The sequence below is a fragment of the Streptomyces sp. NBC_01092 genome, assembly GCF_045039535.1.
Lineage (GTDB): Bacteria > Actinomycetota > Actinomycetes > Streptomycetales > Streptomycetaceae > Streptomyces.
Window position 1 is genome coordinate 5,961,036 of sequence record NZ_CP108659.1, and the last position, 17,990, is coordinate 5,979,025.

Below are 17,990 nucleotides of genomic sequence, written 5' to 3' on the forward strand. Positions count from 1 at the left end.
CGCGGGCGGCGGCGGGCGGCGGCGGGCGGCGGCGGGCCGCTCAGTCGCGCCGCACGGCCCGGAAGGCGCCCAGCAGTTGGTCGCGCGCCCCGTTGGACAGGCGCGGCCCGGGCAGCGCGCCCAGGACCGTGATGGTCCGCCTGAACTGGCCGAGGTAGGTCTCGCAGTCGTCGCAGCCCGTCAGATGCACCAGGCAGCGCAGCTCGGTCGGCTCGTCCATGGCGCCGTCGAGGAAAGTGGTGACCAGCTCGACGAACTCATCGCAGTTCATGACACCCGCCCGATCTCGCTCCACCGCTCCCAGGCTACGCCCCCGCCCGCTCCCGCGACCGCCTCCCCAGCAGCTCAGCCAACCCCCGCCGGGTGGCGGCCAGGACGACCCGGTCCTCCTTCTGCAGGACGTACCCCTCGGGCAGGTCCCACACCCACCCCGACGCCCCGTCGCCGGCCCGCGTCTCCTCGTAGGACTCCTCGGCGGCCGGTTCCTCCCGGCGTTCGTCCGGCGGCGTCCGGTCCAGGGCCAGCACCCGCCAGGAACCCGGCTGGAAGGCATCCCCGACGGTCCGGTCCTCCAGCTGGGGATGCCCGGCCACGTCCAGCGCGGCGAACAGCAGCACCCGCCGCTCGACGGGAATCGCGCCCAGGATCTGCCGCCCCATCATCGCCCCGGCGAACGCGGGCGCGGCCAGATGCGTCACGCTGCGGCTCCGGGTGGACGCCTGGGGGTGTGCGGCGCGCAGGGTGCGGTAGACGGCGGTGGCGAAGTCGTCGTCGTACAGGCGCAGGACCACGCGCAGGTCGGGGCGGACGGAGCGGGCGTACAGGGCGGCTTCGAGGTTCGTCGTGTCCGCGCTGGTCACCGCGAGGAGGGCGTGCGACCGATGGACCTTCGCCGCCTCCAGGACGCCCTCCTGGGTGACGTCCCCGAGCACCACCGGCACCCGCAGCCGCCGCGCCGTCGCGAGCCCGCGTGCCTCGGGGTCGGCCTCGACGCACACCACGGGGATGTTCAGTTCGCGCAGCCGGGTCAGTACCCGGGTGCCGATCTTGCCGAGCCCGAGCAGCACCACATGGCCGCCGAGCCCACGCGGCGGCTTGCGCAGCGCGGACGCGGTACGGAACGTACCCAGCGCCTCCAGCACCGCCGCCAGCAGCACCGGAAGGAGCAGCAGACCGGTCAGCCCGGACAGGAGCTGGAGGATCTGCCGGGCCAGCGGCTGGTGCAGCGCGGGTTCGTTGATGGCGAAGAGGTCGAGGAGGGTCATGTACGTGGCGTAGAGCGGGTGTTCGCCGGTCACCACCGTCAGTGCCACGGCCAGCGCCGCGACACAGCCGACGATCCCTGCCAGCGACCACCTCAGGCGCCGCGAGAACAGCGAGCCGAACGCCGGCACGATGCCTCGCCCGCCGCCGCCGGCCGGCATCGACGTACCCGCGTACGACACCTGCTCCAGGACGACCGTCCCTCGGTTCTGCGCGTCCCGCACGGCCGCCGCGTCCGGCAGCAGCAGCGGGCCGTGCTCGCCGTTGCCCTCGGAACCGTCGGCTCCGGCCGGGTCGTTGCGGGACAGCAGGGCCAGCGTGATCAGCCCGGAAGGCGGGGCCTGCCCCGGCCGCAGCGGCGCTCGCTCGACCGCGCGCAGCAACAGTCCGTCCGCCTGGACGACCTTGGTGGTGCCGGCGACCGCCGCCGCGGCCAGGGCGGGGGCGGCGGTGTCGGCGTCGGACAGGACGGTCGTGGAGGCGTCGTCGGGAGCCGCGTCGCCCGCGGGTGTCGCCAACGTGGCCGCCTGGTCGAGGAGTTCCTCGATGTGCTGGCCCAGCCGGCGGTTGTACAGGCGCAGCACGAGCCGGAGGCGGGGGTTGAGGCGGCGGGCGGTGAGGGCGGCGCGGATGTTGGTCTCGTCGTCGTCATAGACGAGGGCGAGGGCGTCGGCCCGCTCCACGCCCGCCTCGGCGAGCTTGGTCTCGCTCGCCTCGGCGGCCTCCACCACCCGCACGCTCCCGGCGGGTTCGCTGCCGCCGCCGGGTGCGCCGGCCGCACGGCCCACCGCGGCGGTCACCATCCGGTCGAACAGCGCCGCCGACGCCGCCCGGGCCCGGCCCACCACCGGTGGGCGTTCCGTGCGTTCGGACGGCGGCACGACGAGCGTGACCTGCTCGCCGTACACCCCGCGCAACTCGGCGGCCAGCCGGTGCGCGAGCCCGTCGTCGCCGCACACGACCATGTGCGCGACCGTGTCATTCGCTAAGCCCTGATTCGGAACGCTCACCACAAGGGGAAAGAGTGCCTCAAGGTGACGGGTGGTTCCAGATACGACCCTGATGCGACCCTGATGCGGCCCTTCCGGACCTGAACGCCCGCGCCCCTTCGGCCGTACTGGAGGGGAGGGAAACCAGCGCCCTTCCGCACCACCGGAGGTACCTCGCCCGTGGCGATCACCAAGCCCGTCCCGCAGCGGACCGACGACCGCGGGGAGCCGGCGAAGCCGAGGGAACCGGCCGAGCCGGACGCGGAGGGCCGGCACCTCAACTCCCCCCTCCTGCTGACCATCGTCATGCTCGCGCTGGTGCTGCTGCAGGGCCCGATCCGCGGCGCGCTGGCCGCGCCGGTCATGCAGAGCTGGACCACGGTGTTCGTCGCGGTGATGGTGCAGGCGCTGCCCTTCCTGGTCCTCGGCGTACTGCTCTCGGCGGCCATCGCGGTGTTCGTGCCGCCGTCCTTCTTCGCCCGCGCCCTGCCCGCCCGCCCCGCCCTCGCCGTCCCGGTCGCCTCGGCGGCGGGCGCGGTGCTGCCCGGCTGCGAGTGCGCGTCCGTGCCGGTCGCGGGGGCGCTGGTCCGGCGCGGGGTCACCCCGGCCGCGGCGCTGGCGTTCCTGCTGTCCGCCCCGGCGATCAACCCGATCGTGCTGACGGCGACGGCCGTGGCCTTCCCCGGCAACCCGGAGATGGTCCTCGCCCGCCTGGTCGCGAGCCTGCTGGTGGCCTGCGCGATGGGCTGGCTGTGGCTGCGCCTGGGCCGCACCGACTGGCTGAAGCCGCCGGTCCGTCCGTCCCACGACGGCCAGAGCAGGGGCGAGGCGTTCTGGGGCTCCGTGCGGCACGACGTGATGCACGCGGGCGGCTTTCTGGTGATCGGCGCGATGGCGGCGGCGACGCTCAAGGCGGTGGCGCCGGAGAGCTGGCTGCGCGCGGCGGCCGACAACCCCGTACTGGCGGTGCTCGCCCTGGCCGTCCTCGCCGTGGTGCTGTCGATCTGCTCGGAGGCGGACGCGTTCGTGGCGGCGTCGCTGTCGCAGTTCTCGCTGACGGCCCGGCTCACCTTCCTCGTCGTGGGCCCGATGATCGACCTCAAGCTCTTCGCGATGCAGGCGGGCACCTTCGGCCGCGCCTTCGCCCTGCGCTTCGCCCCGGCCACCTTCGCGCTGGCCGTGATCGTGTCGGTGCTGACCGGATGGGTGATCCTGTGAACCGCCAGGCCCAGTCGGCCGTTCTGTTCCTGCTGGGCGCGTCCCTGCTGCACGCGGCCACCACCGACCTGTATCTGCGCTACGTCAAGCAGGGCCTGCGCCCGCTGGTGCTGGTGGCCGGCGCGGTACTGGTCGCGGCCGCGATCGCGACGGTCTGGTACGAGCGGGCGCGGGCCTGCAGGCACAAGGGCCGCGAGGCGGACGAGGGCCACACCCACCACGAACCCCGCGTCGCCTGGCTCCTCGTCCTCCCCCTGTTCGCCCTGATCCTGGTCGCCCCGCCCGCGCTCGGCTCCTACAGCGCGACCCGCACCGGCACGGCCCTCCAGGAACCCCTCGCCTATCCCGCCCTCCCGGCCGCCGACCCGCTGCCCCTGAGCGTGGTCGACTACGCGGGCCGCGCCGTCTACGACCACGGCCGCACCCTGCGGGGCCGCCAGGTCCGGCTCACCGGCTTCCTGGCCCTGGACCGCGACGGCACCCCCTACCTCGTCCGCATGGCCCTCAACTGCTGCGCCGCCGACGCCCAGCCGGTCAAGGTCGCCCTGACCGGCCGGATCCCGCCGGTCCTCCAGCCGGACACCTGGCTGCAGATCACCGGCACCTACACCCCGCGCCGCGTCGAGGACCCGGTCAACGGCCGTCCGATCCCGTTCATCGACGCCACGGAGGCGAGGCCGGTGGCGGAGCCGACGGATCCGTACGACGAAAGCTGGAACAGCTGACGAGTGCCTTCTCTTGCCGCTCCCGGGGACGCCCCCTACGCTGAATCTGATGGACCGTCAGATTCGGGAGGCATGGCGTGGCCAGTACCGAGAGCGGCACGAAGGACCTGCCCAAGGTCATCAGCGTGGACGACCATGTGATCGAGCCCGCGCATCTCTTCGAGACCTGGCTCCCGGCCAAGTACCGGGACCGGGGCCCGAAGCCCCTCACCGCCGGAATCGGCGAACTCGAGTACATCGGCGGGAAGTACCGGTTCACCACGGACCCGGACGGCCAGCTCACCGACTGGTGGGAGTACGAGGGCGACCTCTTCCCGTACAAACGCATCATCGCGGCCGTCGGCTTCTCCCGGGACGAGATGACGCTCGACGGCATCACCCGTGAGCAGATGCGGCGCGGCTGCTGGGACCCCAAGGCCCGGCTGGCGGACATGGACATCAACCATGTCGAGGCCTCGCTCTGCTTCCCGACCTTCCCGCGCTTTTGCGGCCAGACCTTCGCGGAGGCCAAGGACAAGGAGGTCGGGCTCGCCTGTGTGCGCGCCTACAACGACTGGATGGTCGAGGAGTGGTGCGGCGACAGCGGCGGCCGGCTGATCCCGCTGTGCCTGATCCCGCTGTGGGACATCGACCTCGCGGTCGCGGAGATCCACCGCAACGCGGCGCGTGGCGTGCGCGCGGTCACCTTCAGCGAGATCCCCACCTATCTCGGGCTGCCGTCCATCCACTCCGGCTACTGGGACCCGTTCTTCGCGGCCTGCGAGGAGACCGGCACGGTCGTCAACATGCACATCGGGTCCTCCTCGCAGATGCCAGCCGCGTCCCCCGACGCCCCGCCCGCCGTGCAGGCCTCGCTGAGCTTCAACAACGCGATGGCGTCGATGATGGACTTCCTCTTCTCCGGGGTCCTGGTGAAGTTCCCGCGGCTCAAACTCGCGTACAGCGAAGGCCAGATGGGCTGGATCCCGTACGCCCTGGAGCGCGCGGACGACGTCTGGGAGGAGCACCGGGCGTGGGGCGGCGTGAAGGACCTCATCCCCGAGCCGCCGTCGACGTACTACTACCGCCAGATCTTCTGCTGCTTCTTCCGCGACAAGCACGGCATCGAGGCGATCGAGACGGTCGGCGTCGACAACGCGACCTTCGAGACGGACTATCCGCACGTCGACTCGACCTGGCCGGAGACCAAGCGGGTGGCCCAGGAGCACGTCGGCGGACTCTCCGACGAGGTCGCCTACAAGCTGCTGCGCGGCAACGCGATCCGGATGCTCGAACTCCCCTTTGACCAGGAGGATTAGGACGACCGGGTCGCCGGGCAGTCCCGTCGTGCGGGGTCATTGGCCGCAAGTCGCAAGTCGCAAGTCGTACGACGGGAGCGCGGATGAAGGTCTCCATCGACCGGAGCCTCTGTTACGGCTCTGCCGAGTGTGCGCACCGGGCACCGGCGGTCTTCGACTTCGTGGACGACTACGGCGTCGTGCGACCGGGACGGGAGGGCAGCGGCGACGACCCGCAGGTGCGGGAAGCCGTCGAGCAGTGCCCGTCCCAGGCCATCTCCCTCACCTGAGCGCTCCGCTGGGTGTGCCGCGCCGTGCCGTCGTTCGTCTGCGGCGCCGTGGTGGCTGGTCGCGCAGTTCCCCGCGCCCCTGGGGCGTTGCCGGACCGCTGGTCGTCTTTGCCGGGTCGGCTTGGCGGGCGGGTACCGCCGCGCCCCCCCGGGGGGTGCCGCCGGACCGGCGGTCGGCTTCGTCAGGTCTGTTCGGCGGGCGGGTAGCGCCAGCCCGACGAGGCCAGGGCCCGGGCCCTGGCGGCCACCACCGCCATCCGGGCCTGCCGTTCCGCCGGGTCGACGTGCGCCGCCTGGCCCGTCGCCTGGCCGTCCCACTTCCGGTAGAGCAGCCCCGCCTCGGCCGTGAACCAGCCCCGGCTCACGGCGCCCAGCGCGAGCAGCAGGCCCGTGTCCTCCGAGGCCGGCAGGGCCATCCAGCCGCCGAGCGCGAGCAGGAGGTCCCGGCGCATGCACAGGGTCGCCGGGTGGACCTGGGCGCGGAAGTCGTTGGCCTGCCAGAAGTCGAGTACGGCGCCCGGTGCGATGGGCCCGTCGTCGGGGTCGCCGGGGAAACCGGCCGTGCTGCCGTCCGGCAGAAGGTCCAGGGCGCGGGAGGTGGTCCAGCCGACGGCGGGGTCGGCCTCCAGGACGGCGAGGTCACGGGCCAGCGTCCCGGGGGTGAGCCGGTCGTCGGCGTCCAGGATCTTCACGTACTCGCCCTCGGCGTGTGCCAGTGCGAACGTGCGGGCCACACCCGGGCCTCCGGGCCGGCCCTGACGGAAGGTCACCCGAGGGTCGTCGGGGACGTGCGGGCGGACCTCGTCCGTGCGCCCGTCCTCCTGGATCACCCAGTGCCACTCCCAGCCGGGCGGCAACTCCTGTGCGCGCAAGCTCGCGTGGGCCTCGGGCAGGAATCCCGCCGAGGGGCCGTGGACAGCGGTGACGACGATGACGCGCCGGGACATGGCGTCGTTCACCACCTTTCCCTCGTACGACTCAGCACGTACGACTCATCACGTCGGACATGATCGGACATGAGAAGACCCGATCGCTGGCGACGGGGGATGCACCAGCGATCGGGCTGTCCACAACAGTAACAAGGCTGCCTGCCTCGTGGGAGCTGCCTGATCGGCTGCGACCAGGGGTGTGATCGGGATCACGGAAACCGCTGTCCGCCGAACCGGTGGCGACGTCACTTGCGTCGCAGCCCGGTCACTGAGCGCACCGGACTAGCCCGCGCACGGCGGTTCGTACGACAGCCGGGGCAGGTACTCGTCCCACTTCTCCCTGGTCAGCACGCCCTGTGTGGTCGAGCAGACGCGGCTGATCGCCTGGTCCACGTCCAGGTTCCACAGCCGGACCGTGTCGGTGCCGCTGGAGACGCCGAGCATGTGACTGGTGGGGCTGAAGGAGAGGAAGTTGCCCGTCTTGGCGTTGGGGCTCATCGCCTGGCCGATCGCGGAGGCGTCCGACGGGGTGGACACGTTCCACAGGCGGACCGTGTTGTCGTTGCCGCCGCTGGCGAGATAGCGCCCGCCCTTGCTGAACGTCAGCGACACGACCGCCTCGGTGTGACCGGTGAGCGGGGAGCCCAGCCCGGTCGCCGCACCCGGGTCGGTGACGTCCCAGAGCCGCACGGAGTCGTCGTCGCTGCCGCTGGCCAGCGTATGGCCGTCCTGGCTGTAGTCGAGCGCGTTGACCGGCCCGGTGTGGCCGGTGAGCCTGGCCAGCGCCTTCGGCCGGTCCGGTGCGGTCACGTTCCACAGCCGCACGGTGGAGTCCGCGCTGCCGCTGGCCAGGGTGCGGCCGTCCGGGCTGAACGCCAGGGAGTTGATGTAACCGGTGTGCCCGGTCACCGGTGCGCCGAGCGGGACGACATGGGAGGGGTCGGCGACGTTCCACAGCCGGATCGTGCGGTCGTCGTAGGCCGTGGCCAGGGTGCGCCCGTCCGGGCTGAACGCCAGGGCGTCGGGGCCCATGAACCGGGTGCGCAGGGTGAGGGGCGGGCCGAGGGAGACGGGCCGGGCCGGGTCGCCGATGTCCCACAGATGGACCGCGCGGCTGCCGGTCAGCACCGCGAGGGTGCGGCCGTCGGGGGAGAACACCAGGGAGCGCTGGCCGCCGTCGCCGGGCATGAAGGGCCGGTTCAGCAGGACGGGCCGGGCGGGCTTCGCCACGTTCCACAGCCGGACGCTGCCGTCGCGCGCGGCCGTGGCGAGCACCTTCCCGTCCGGCCGGAACGCCCCGCCGCGGCCGATCATGTCCGACGTCGGGATCGACCACAGCCGGACCTTGCTGTCGCCGCTGCCGGTGGCCAGCGTGCGGCCGTCGGGACTGAAGCCCAGCGCGTACATCTCCCCGCTGCTGCCCGCGAGGGGCTCGCCGACCTGGGAGGGATACGCCGGGTCGCTGACGTTCCACAGACTCGCGGTGCTGTCCGCGCTGGCGGCGGCGAGCATGCTGCCGTCGGGGTTGAAGGCGACCGACCAGATCGGGCCGGTGTGGCCGGTCAGCGGCGCGCCGAGCTGGTGGCCGTGGCGCGGGTCGGCCACGTCCCACAGCCGGATCGTGTCGTCCGCGCTGCCGCTGGCGAGCGTGCGGCCGTCCGGGCTGAAGGCGACCGAATGCACCAGGTCGGTGTGGCCGGTGAGCGTGGCGAGCTGCTTCGGGCGGTCCGGCGCGGCCACGTCCCACAGCCGCACGGTGTCGTCGTCGCCCCCGGCCGCGAGCGTGTCGCCGTCCGGGCTGAACGCCACCGACCGTACGGCGGCGTCGGTACCGGTCAGCGTGGCGAGCGCTTTCGGCCGCCGCGGATCGGCCACGTCCCACAGGCGTACGGTGCGGTCCTCGCTGACGGAGGCGAGGGTGCGGCCGTCCGGGCTGTAGGCGACCAGGTAGATCGTGCCCTCGTGCCCGGTCAGGGGCGCGCCGATCGGACGCGGCCGGCTCGGCCGGGTCACGTCCCACAGCCGGACCGTGCCGTCGTCGGCGGCGCTGGCGAGGGTGCGGCCGTCCGGACTGAAGACCGCGCTGCTCACCCAGCTCTTGTGCCCGGTCAGGGGCTTGCCCAGGGGCCTGGGCCGATCCCGGTCGGACACGTCCCACAGCCGTACGGTCCGGTCGTAGCTGGCGGTGGCCAGGAGCCGTCCGTCCGGGCTGAAGGAGGTGAGATAGACGGCGCCCGTGTGGCCGCGCAGGGGCGTGGCCAGCGGCGCGTTCACGATGGAGATCAGCCTGCTGGAGGTGTCCTCGTCGTCCGGGCGCAGCCGGTGCGCCACCAGGCCGAGCTGGGCCGACAGGGAGGGGTCGGTGTACTGGAAGCGGTCGGCCTCGGCGAGCACCTGCGCGAACACGGCGTCGTCGCGCTGCTGCCAGGCCACCACCGCCGCGCCGACGGCCACCATCACCAGGGCGAGCAGCGCCGCGACCGCGCTGCGCATGATCCAGACCGTGCGCCGGCGCAGCCGGACCGAGGCGGCCAGGAACTCCACCGCGCTCCGGGTCAGGAACGTGTCCCCGGCCGACCGCGCCCAGCCGCGCGCCTGCTCCAGCCGCGAGCCCCGGTACAGCAGCGACGAGTCACGGTTCGAGCCCTCCCAGGCCCGGCCGTCCTCCTCCAGCTGCTGGCGCAGCAGATTGCCCTGCCGGTCCTCGTCGATCCAGTCCCGCAGCCGGGGCCAGGCGTGCAGCAGCGCCTCGTGCGTGATCTCCACGGTCTCGGCGTCCAGCGTCACCAGCCGCGCCCGCACCAGCGCTTCCAGCGACTCCTCCGTCTTGCCGGGATCCGTGGACTCCGCCGCCAGCTGGCGGCGCGTGCCCCGTCGCCGGGTCGTCTGGGTGTCCTCGCCGAGCCGGACCAGCCTGAGCAGCAGGAGCCGGGCCGCCGAGCGGGCCGCCGGGTCGAGGCCGGACCAGGCGCGTTCGGCGGTGGCCGCGACCGCGCCCTGGATGCCGCCCGCCGCGCGGTATCCGGCCACCGTCAGCCGGCCTGACTTGCGGCGCTGCCAGGTGGCGAGCAGGGCGTGCGACAGCAGCGGCAGCGCGCCCGCGTCATGCGTCCCGCGCGCCCCGTCCGCGCTCACCTCCCGCACGATCAGCTCCGCCAGCCCCGGCTCCAGTTCGAGACCCACCGCCTTGGCCGGCGCGGTCACCGCCTCCCGCAGCTCCGGCGTGGTGAGCGGCCCGAGCACCATGTGCCGGTGCTGGAGGGCGTCGGCCAGCTCCGGGTGGCCCAGGCACTGCTCGTAGAAGTCGGCGCGGATGCCGAGGACGACGAGGACGGGCGGCGGGTCGCCGGGGCCGGCGGGGGTGCAGGCGGCCTGGAGGAGCTTGACGAAGGTGCGGCGGTCGGATTCGTCGGGGCAGAGGGTGAAGGTCTCCTCGAACTGGTCGACGATCAGGACCGCGGGGGCGCCGTCGGTGCCCTCGCGGCGGGCCCAGGCGGCGACGGCCTCGCGTGCGGCGTCCACGAAGCCGGCGCACGGCTCCCGGGCGTCGGACTCATCGGCCTGCGCCGGGCCGCCCGGGTCCTGCGCGTCCGCAGGCTCCTGCACGCGGTCCGGTCCGGCCGACGCGACGACGTCCGTGAGTTCCGGGATCCGGCGGGTCAGCTCGGCGAGCGGATCGCCGCCCGGCACGAGCTGTACGACCGCGCCGGCCCCGGTGCTCCGACCGCCCAGCGCGCCGCCGCGCAGGGCCGGCACCAGGCCGGCGTTCAGCAGGGAGGACTTCCCGGCGCCCGAGGCACCGACGAGCATGACCAGGCCGCCGCTCTTCTCCACCGCGCGCAGCTGGGCGACCAGCGCCTCGGTGCCGCGCTCCCGGCCGAAGAACCAGCGGGCGTCCTCCTGCCGGTAGGAGGCGAGCCCCCGATACGGGCACACCCCGCCGGACATCGCGGGGACCTCGACCGGAGCCTGCTCCTCCTCTTCCCCGACCGTCGCCCGCTCCCACAGCCGCTGCCACTGCCCCAGGTCGTACAGCCCGGCGGACACCGGCACGGGCCGCTCGCGTCGCGCCTGGGGGATCAGTACATGCAGGACGGCCGACAGGGCGGCGAACTGGGCGGGTACGTTCCTGGCGCGGCGCCAGTCGCTGATCCGCTGGGCGGAGACCCGTACGGGCCGCCCTCGCTCGTCGACCCGCTTGAGCCGGACGACCGCCTCGGCCACGCTCTTCAGGGGCGGGTTGCCGGCCTCCTTGTAGAGCAGCGCGAGCCGTTCGGCGAAGGCAGTGCGCGCCGACGACTCGGAACTCAAGGCCTGCACTCCTTTGGTCAGCCGCACCTGGGCATCCGGACCGGAAAACTCACTTTATACGGCTGACCTGCGGTTAATGCGGCGTCCGGAGACCGGAACCTCCTCGCCGGCCCCCTCGGCTGGCAGGATCACGACGCAATCGCGCGGCTCTCGCGCGTCACCCAGGCGGGCGACCAGCCCGGAGCTCGCAGACACCACTCATGGCGCCGCATGTTCTCGGACACCTTCCGCAGGACGGACTTTCACGGGATCTCCTTCCGCGGGAGCCGGAAGCACGTCGCGCCGCCCGAATCCTGCTCGATCCTCACTGACCCGCCGGCCCACCGGCCGGCAGGTCGAGGATCGACGCCGCCCCGCCGTTCGGCACCGGTCCCCACGAGGGGAGGGACCGGTGCCGGACGATGCGGTCAGGGCCGGCGGGGGTCCTCGGCGGGGGTGCGCTTCAGCTCGTCGGTGATCGCCCAGGCGTCCGCCACCGGACCCATGTGCCCGAGCTTGTCGGGGTTGAGCACGGTGCGGATCGTCTGGATCTGCCCGTCGAGCACATCGAGCACCAGGGTCTGGAGCACCCTGCCGTCCCGGTCGCGGTAGATCGCGCCCGGCTGGCCGTTGATCTCGTGCGGCTCGAAGGACACCTCCAGCCGGGCCAGCCGCGGGAAGACGGAGGCGAGCAGCCGGGCCACCTTCTGCGCGCCCACGACGGCCCCGGCCAGCTGCGGAGCCTTGCCTCCGCCGTCCCCGACGAGCTGCACGTCGGCGGCCAGCAGGTCCCGCAGCCCGCCCACGTCCCCGTCCTTCAGCGCGTCGAAGAACCGGGTCGCCAGCTCCCGGCGCTCCTGCCGGTCGGCCGCGAACCGGGGCCGCCCGGCCTCCATGTGCCGCCGCGCCCGGACCACCAGCTGACGGCACGCCGCCTCCGACCGTCCCACCGCCCCGGCGATCTCGTCGAAGCCGAAGCCGAACACCTCCCGCAGCACGAACACCGCCCGCTCCAGCGGACTGAGCCGCTCCAACAGCAGCAGCGCGGCCATCGACACCGAGTCGGCCAGCTCCACCGAGCGCGCCGGATCCTGGTACGGGTCGCTCAGCAGCGGCTCGGGGAACCACGGGCCGGCGTACTCCTCCCGCCGTACCCGCGCCGAACGCAGTACGTCGATCGAGATCCGCGTCACCGTGGCCGACAGAAAGGCCTTGGTCGACGTGGGCCGGGTCGAGGAGCCGTCGAAGCGCAGCCAGGTCTCCTGCACCGCGTCCTCGGCCTCGCCCACGCTGCCCAGGATCCGATAGGCGATCGAGAACAGCAGCGGCCGCAGCTCCTCGAACTCCTCGACCTTGCTCATGCGCGTCCCCCTCCTGTCGCTGGCGGTCGGTCGGGTCAGTGGAACCGGCCGGCCTCGTAGTCCCCGGCCGGCTGACGCGTGATCACGTTCAGCCGGTTCGCCATGTTCATGAATGCGATCAGCATCAGCAACGCGGCGAGCTGCTCCTCGTCGTGGTGCCGGGCGGCGTTCTCCCACACCTCGTCGGGGACCCCGCCGGCCCCGTCCGCGACCCGGGTCCCGGCCTCCGCCAGCTCCAGCGCGGCCCGCTCGGCCTCGCTGAAGACGCCGGCCTCCCGCCACGCCGCCACCAGGTGCAGCCGCACCGGGCTCTCACCGGCCGCGGCGGCCTCCTTGGTGTGCATGTCGATGCAGACCGCGCACCCGTTGATCTGGCTGACCCGCAGCGACACCAGCTCCTGCGTCGCGGCCGGCAGCGCCGAGTCCTTGACCACCCTGCCCGCCGACATGACGTGCTTGAGGGCCTTGCCGGTGATCGGGTTGGTGAAGAAGTCCAGTCGCGCGTCCATGCCGTGCTCCCTTGGCCGTCGTAGTGGCTACACCCCCGAGACGAGGCGGCCCGAGCCCCTGTGACATGAGCGAATGTGACGCGCGTCTCCCTCCCGGAAAGCGGAGGTGGGGCGCCTTTCGGACCTTGGCGCGCAGGAACGCGGCAAAGCTGTGATGGTGGTGGGGGGAGCTGGATCCCCGATCGCGCAGGGCGGTGAGCGTGGTGGCGACGAGCGACGAGAACCGGGACGCAGCGGCCACCGCCGACGTCGATCCGCTGGGCGACCCGTTCCTGCGGACCCGGTTCGCCCTGCCGGCCCGGCCGGGCACCTTCCTGCGGCGCGAACGCCTGGTGGAGCACCTCGACCAGGCGCTGCTGACCCCCCTGACGATGGTCAACGGCGCCGCCGGAGCGGGCAAGACCCTGCTGGTCGCCGACTGGGCGGCGGGCCTGGACGGGCCGGTCGCCTGGCTCACGCTCGACCCGGCACTCCAGGGCCCCGGCATGTTCTGGGCCCATGTGCTCCAGGCCCTGCGCATCAGCGGGGTGCCGGTCGCCGACGACATCGGCTTCCCCGCCGACGCGAGCCGGGTGAGCCGCACCCTGCTGACCCGGCTCGCCGCGCAGCTCGGCGACAGCGGGCGGATCGTGACCGTGGTGCTCGACGAGTACGACCGCGTGAGCGCCCCGGAGATCTCCGAACAGCTGGAGTTCGTGCTGCACCACGCCGGGCCGGGGCTGCGCCTGGTCATCGTCACCCGGACCGAGCCGTTGCTGCCGTTGCACCGCTATCGCACGGCCGGCGCGATGACCGAGATCCGGGGCGCCGAGCTGGCCTTCACGCCCGAGGAGACCGTCGCCCTCCTGGACCGGCACGGGCTGAGCCTGCCCGTCCACGCGGCGGACGCCCTCGTCGACCGCACCCGGGGCTGGGCGGCCGGGCTGCGGCTGTGCGCCCTGGCCGCGCGGCAGCAGCCGGACCCGGAGATCTATCTGAAGGAGTTCGAGGCCGGGCACAGCGCGGTCGCCGACTTCCTGCTGGCGGAGGTCCTCAAACGGCAGCCGCCCCCCACCCAGGACCTCCTGCTGCGGGTCAGCGTCCTGGAGCGGTTCTGCGTCGGGCTGGCGGGCGAGCTGACCGGGCGGACCGACGCCGAGTCGATCCTCGCCGGGCTGCACCGCGAGAACGCCTTCGTCGAGGACCTCGGGCACACCTGGTACCGCCTCCACCCGCTGTTCCGGGAGATCCTCCGGGCCCACCTGCGCGAGCGCTGCGCGGACCTGGAACCGGAGCTGCACCTGCGCGCCGCGCACTGGCTGGGGCGTTCCGGGCTGCTGCCGGAGATGCTGGCCCACGGCGCGGCCGCGGGGGAGTGGGACTTCACCGCCCGCGCCTTCGTCGACGACCTGGCGATCGGCCAGCTCTTCACGGGCCTGCGCTCCGACGACCTGACCGAGCTGTTCGCCGGCATGGGCCCCGAGACGACGAGCCCCGCGGCGGACCTGGTCCGTGCGGCGGGCGACCTGTCCCGGTGCGACCTGGATCAGGCGCTGGCCCATCTCCAGCACGCCGAGGAGCAGTTGACCGCCGACGGCTCCGGCCCCGCGGCGGCCCAGCTGAGCTGCGCCCTGCTGCAGGCCCTGGCGGCCCGCCTCGCCGGGTCCCCGCGCCGGGCGGAGCAGGCCGTACGGACCGCGCGTGAGCTGGAGCAGGAGGTCCCCGCCCAGCTGCTGGACAAGCACCCGGAGCTGCCCGCGCTGCTGCTGACCCACTTGGGCTCGGCGCGGCTGTGGGCCGGGCGCTTCGACGCGGCGCGCGACGCGCTCAGCACCGTCGCCGACGGCACCGCCGGCGCCGCGACGGCGCTGCCGCGGGAGGAGTCCCTGGAGCATCTGGCGCTCATCGACTACCTCGACGGCTGGCCGACCCGGGCGGAGCGCAAGGCCGTCGCGGCGATGACCGAGACGGAGCGGTTCAGCCTGCCCCGGGCGTCCGTCTCCGCACTCGGGTGCCTGGTCCTGGCCGCCGTCGCCGTCGACCGGGGCGAGCTGAGCGAGGCCGAGGAACTCCTCGACCGGGCCAGCCGGAGCGCGCCGCGCGACCCGGTGACGGCGGCGGGCCGGTCCATCGCGACCGCCCAGCTCCTGCTGGCCCGGGGCAGGGCGCGCGCCGCGCTCGCGGCCACCGAGGCCGCCGTGACCGCCGATGTGGCCTCCCCGTGGGAGCGCGGCCACGCCGCGCTGGTCGCCTCGGCCGCCCACCTGGCCGAGGGCCGGCCCGACGAGGCGGCGGAGGTGCTGGAGCAGGTGGCCGCCGAGCAGCCGGCCTGTGCGGTGGGCGCGGCGCGGGCCCGTCTCGCGGCCGGCGACCCGGACGCGGCCCTGCGGCTGCTCGACGCCGTCGACGCGGCCGGCGCCGGGGAGCGCACCGGCCCGGCGGTGCTCGTGCGGGCCACGCTGCTCAGGGCGCAGGCCGCGAACGCGGCGGGGGACGTCGTCACCGTGCGCAGGCTGCTCGCCCGGTCACTGACCGAGGCCCGGCGCGAGCGGCTGCGGCTGCCCTTCCTGGAGGCGGGGGCGTGGCTCGGGCCGTATCTGGCCGGCCCGACGCTGCACGGGCTGGCCGCGGGCTGGCTCACGCCGGGGCCCGCGTCCGACGAGCCCGGGCCGCTGCTGGTGGAGCACCTGAGCGGACGGGAGCGCGACGTGCTCCAGCGGCTCGCCCAGATGATGTCGACCGAGGACATCGCCGCCGATCTGTATGTCTCCGTGAACACGGTGAAGACCCACCTCAAGAGCGTCTACCGGAAACTGGCGGTCAACCGTCGAGGCGACGCCGTACGACGAGCCCGCGAACTGCACCTGCTGTGATGTCCCGACGGCCTGAGCTGAGGGCGCGCACCGACTACACCGGCGGCGTCTACGGCTCCATGCTCGCCGCCTCGGTGGTGATCGGGGCCGGCACCCTGGGCTCCTTCCCGCGTGCGGAACTGGTCGCGCTGCTGCTGGTGACGGGCCTGGTCTTCTGGGTGGCGCATGTGCACGCCCACCTGTTCGGCGCCCGCCTGACCCATCACGCCCTGGACCGCCGGACCGTGCTGCACGTGTGCCGTGACGAGTGGCCGATCGTCAACGCGGCCGTCCCGCCGGCCGTGGCGGTGGCGATCAGCCCGCTCCTGGGCCTTGACGTGTCCGGGGCCGCGTGGCTCGCGGTGTCCGTGGCGGTGGCCGGGCAGGTCGGCTGGTCCGTGGCCGCGGCCCGGCGGGCCGGCGCCTCGAGGTCGCTGATGGCCATCAGCGCCTCGGTCAACCTGGTGCTCGGTCTGCTGATCATCCTGTTCAAGCTCGTCGTGACGCACTGACTCGGGCAGAAGGGCCGGGCAGAAGGGGGGTCACCTGCGCCGGGTGAGGTGGTCCCCTGCTCACGGCGGGACGATGGGCGCGGCAGGTGGGCCGGCGGCTGTCGGCGGGAGGCAGCACATGCGCTACGAGATCCGCGTCGAAGGACATGTGTCCAAGACCCTGGCGAAGGTCTTTCCGGAACTGGATCACGTGGTCATGTCCGGGCAGACGGTGCTGTTCGGGCCCGTCGTCGACGACGCCCACCTCTACGGCCTGCTGGCCCGCTGCCAGTCCCTCGGCCTGCGGGTGCTGGAGATGCGTCAGCTGCCGGAGTGACCCCGGCGGCCGGTTTCCCGCACTTCAGAGGTCGTGCGCCTGCACCCGGCCCGAGCGGGCGGCGACGCCCAGCTCCTCGAAGTCCCGGTCGTTCTGATCGGCGTAGGCCTGCGCGAACTCGGTCAGCGCACGGTCGAAACTGTCGCCTCCGCCCAGATAGGCCGCGAGGGCGACGGGGTCGCCGGAGCGGGCGTGGGCGCGCGCGAGGCTGCCTCCGCAGACCTGGCCGAACAGCCGCAGCATCGCGGGGTCCCAGGTCTCCGGGCGTGCGATGCCCTTCCAGTCCCGCAGCTGGCGTACGTAGAAGTCCCGGCCGCGGCCGTCGAGGCCGCTCGTGATGTGGGTCCAGCCCAGGAAGATGTCGCTGGTCGTCTGGATCAGCCGCTGTCCGGTCACCACACGGCGGCCCTGGTTGTCGAAGCGCTCACCGCCGGCGTGCGCGGCCAGCACCGACTCCGAGGCCTCCTTGGCCTGGAGCAGCAGGGGATCGTCGTCGTCCCGGCCGAGCAGCAGGATGATCCAGCAGCGGGTGCCGACGCTGCCGACGCCCACCACTTTGCGGGCGATGTCCACCAGGTGGTAGCGGCTCAGCAGGTGCCGGCGCTCGGACGACAGGGTCTTCGTGTACTCCTCGAAGACGGTCTCGAGCTCCTTCTCCTCCTCGCCGGCGGACGAGCCGGCCGTGAGGTCCCGCAGCGGGGTGATCAGCGGTGGGTCCGCTGCGATCCGCCGGCCCTCGGAGGTGATCCGGGTGAGCTTGGCGAAGGCCTGGAGGTAGGTGCGGGTGCGTGCCTTCGCCGTCGCCGCGGCCGCCTGGCGCCTGGCGTGCTTGCTCATGGAGGACGCCAGCAGCTCACGCATGCGATCGACGGCGTCCTGCGCGTACCAGATGTCCAGGGTGTGCATACCGGCGAACTCCCGCATCCGCGTCCGGTACCCCTTCACGCACTCCCGTACGGCGCCCTCCTGCTCGGCGGTGGAGAACCCGTTGGCGCGCGCGGCGATCACGAAACTGGCCGCCAGCCGTTTGACGTCCCACTCGAACGGGCCGGGATACGTCTCGTCGAAGTCATTGATGTCGAAGACCAGCTGGCGCTCCGGGGAGGCCAGCAGCCGGAAGTTCAGCAGATGGGCGTCTCCGCAGAGCTGTGCCGTCAGGCCCGAGTCCGTCATCCGGCCCAGGTCCATCGCCATGATGGCCGCGGCGCCCCGGTAGAAACGGAACGGGGACTCCAGCATCCGGCCGTAGCGGATCGGCACCAACTCCTGGACGCGCTGCGCCGACTGACGCTCGATCACCTCGATCGGATCGGGCCGCTCCGCTCCCGCCTCGAACCGGCCGTGGCCGGAACGCGGGGCGCGCCGCCGGGCGCTTCTGCCGTGTGCCGCCCGCTCCTCGGGCGACAGCGAGGCCGTGAACGCACTCGGTATCGACATGGCTCACCCTCCACCTCCGGGCGGCCGTGGCCCTGCTCCCGCG

At 73.3% G+C, this 17,990-nt stretch carries 14 protein-coding genes; 7 read left to right on the plus strand and 7 right to left on the minus strand.

Annotated features, from left to right (window positions below; genetic code table 11):
* Positions 1 to 40 precede the first annotated feature (40 nt).
* Positions 41 to 295, minus strand: a complete 255-nt coding sequence (locus OG254_RS27220; protein ID WP_405586598.1) for an anti-sigma factor family protein — start codon at positions 293 to 295, stop codon at positions 41 to 43.
* A 10-nt stretch (positions 296 to 305) separates the two neighbouring features.
* Positions 306 to 2,228 carry an NAD-binding protein gene (locus tag OG254_RS27225; protein WP_405586601.1) on the minus strand — a complete coding sequence of 641 codons (1,923 nt, stop codon included), beginning with the start codon at positions 2,226 to 2,228 and terminating at the stop codon, positions 306 to 308.
* Between the two features lie 204 nt (positions 2,229 to 2,432).
* On the opposite strand from OG254_RS27225, the gene OG254_RS27230 reads away from it, so the two are divergent.
* The 4 genes from OG254_RS27230 (at position 2,433) to OG254_RS27245 (ending at position 5,762) form a co-directional block, all read left to right on the plus strand.
* Positions 2,433 to 3,470 carry a permease gene (locus OG254_RS27230; protein WP_405586604.1) on the plus strand — a complete coding sequence of 346 codons (1,038 nt, stop codon included), beginning with the start codon at positions 2,433 to 2,435 and terminating at the stop codon, positions 3,468 to 3,470.
* Positions 3,467 to 4,195, plus strand: a complete 729-nt coding sequence (locus OG254_RS27235; RefSeq protein ID WP_405595212.1) for a TIGR03943 family putative permease subunit — start codon at positions 3,467 to 3,469, stop codon at positions 4,193 to 4,195. Before OG254_RS27230 ends, OG254_RS27235 begins: the two co-directional genes overlap by 4 nt.
* A 77-nt stretch (positions 4,196 to 4,272) precedes the next feature.
* Complete coding sequence (locus tag OG254_RS27240) at positions 4,273 to 5,493, plus strand: amidohydrolase family protein (RefSeq protein ID WP_351190815.1); 1,221 nt, start codon at positions 4,273 to 4,275, stop codon at positions 5,491 to 5,493.
* Positions 5,494 to 5,576: 83 nt separating this feature from the next.
* The gene (locus OG254_RS27245) at positions 5,577 to 5,762 is read left to right on the plus strand and encodes a ferredoxin (protein WP_405586608.1); all 186 of its coding nucleotides are present in this window, start codon (positions 5,577 to 5,579) and stop codon (positions 5,760 to 5,762) included.
* 182 nt (positions 5,763 to 5,944) lie between these two features.
* Here OG254_RS27245 and OG254_RS27250 read toward each other — a convergent pair whose 3' ends face one another.
* The 4 genes from OG254_RS27250 to OG254_RS27265 form a co-directional block, all read right to left on the minus strand.
* Positions 5,945 to 6,709, minus strand: a complete 765-nt coding sequence (locus tag OG254_RS27250) for a glycosyltransferase family 2 protein (RefSeq protein ID WP_405595214.1) — start codon at positions 6,707 to 6,709, stop codon at positions 5,945 to 5,947.
* Between the two features lie 264 nt (positions 6,710 to 6,973).
* Positions 6,974 to 11,011: an AAA family ATPase gene (locus OG254_RS27255; protein WP_405595216.1), complete on the minus strand. Its 4,038-nt coding sequence runs from the start codon at positions 11,009 to 11,011 to the stop codon at positions 6,974 to 6,976.
* 398 nt (positions 11,012 to 11,409) lie between these two features.
* Positions 11,410 to 12,342 (minus strand): RNA polymerase sigma-70 factor, encoded by a 933-nt coding sequence (locus tag OG254_RS27260; RefSeq protein WP_405586611.1) that lies wholly within the window; start codon positions 12,340 to 12,342, stop codon positions 11,410 to 11,412.
* 35 nt (positions 12,343 to 12,377) lie between these two features.
* Positions 12,378 to 12,851: a carboxymuconolactone decarboxylase family protein gene (locus OG254_RS27265; protein ID WP_405586613.1), complete on the minus strand. Its 474-nt coding sequence runs from the start codon at positions 12,849 to 12,851 to the stop codon at positions 12,378 to 12,380.
* Between the two features lie 194 nt (positions 12,852 to 13,045).
* On the opposite strand from OG254_RS27265, the gene OG254_RS27270 reads away from it, so the two are divergent.
* The 3 genes from OG254_RS27270 (at position 13,046) to OG254_RS27280 (ending at position 16,510) form a co-directional block, all read left to right on the plus strand.
* Positions 13,046 to 15,703: a LuxR C-terminal-related transcriptional regulator gene (locus tag OG254_RS27270; protein WP_405586616.1), complete on the plus strand. Its 2,658-nt coding sequence runs from the start codon at positions 13,046 to 13,048 to the stop codon at positions 15,701 to 15,703.
* Positions 15,703 to 16,194: a hypothetical protein gene (locus tag OG254_RS27275; RefSeq protein WP_405586619.1), complete on the plus strand. Its 492-nt coding sequence runs from the start codon at positions 15,703 to 15,705 to the stop codon at positions 16,192 to 16,194. Before OG254_RS27270 ends, OG254_RS27275 begins: the two co-directional genes overlap by 1 nt.
* Positions 16,195 to 16,312: 118 nt before the next feature.
* The gene (locus tag OG254_RS27280) at positions 16,313 to 16,510 is read left to right on the plus strand and encodes a hypothetical protein (protein ID WP_147999898.1); all 198 of its coding nucleotides are present in this window, start codon (positions 16,313 to 16,315) and stop codon (positions 16,508 to 16,510) included.
* A gap of 24 nt (positions 16,511 to 16,534) precedes the next feature.
* Here the strand turns inward: OG254_RS27280 and OG254_RS27285 are convergent, their stop codons facing one another.
* Positions 16,535 to 17,947, minus strand: coding sequence for a DUF2252 domain-containing protein (locus OG254_RS27285; protein WP_405586622.1), 1,413 nt, complete (start codon positions 17,945 to 17,947; stop codon positions 16,535 to 16,537).
* Positions 17,948 to 17,990: the final 43 nt, after the last annotated feature.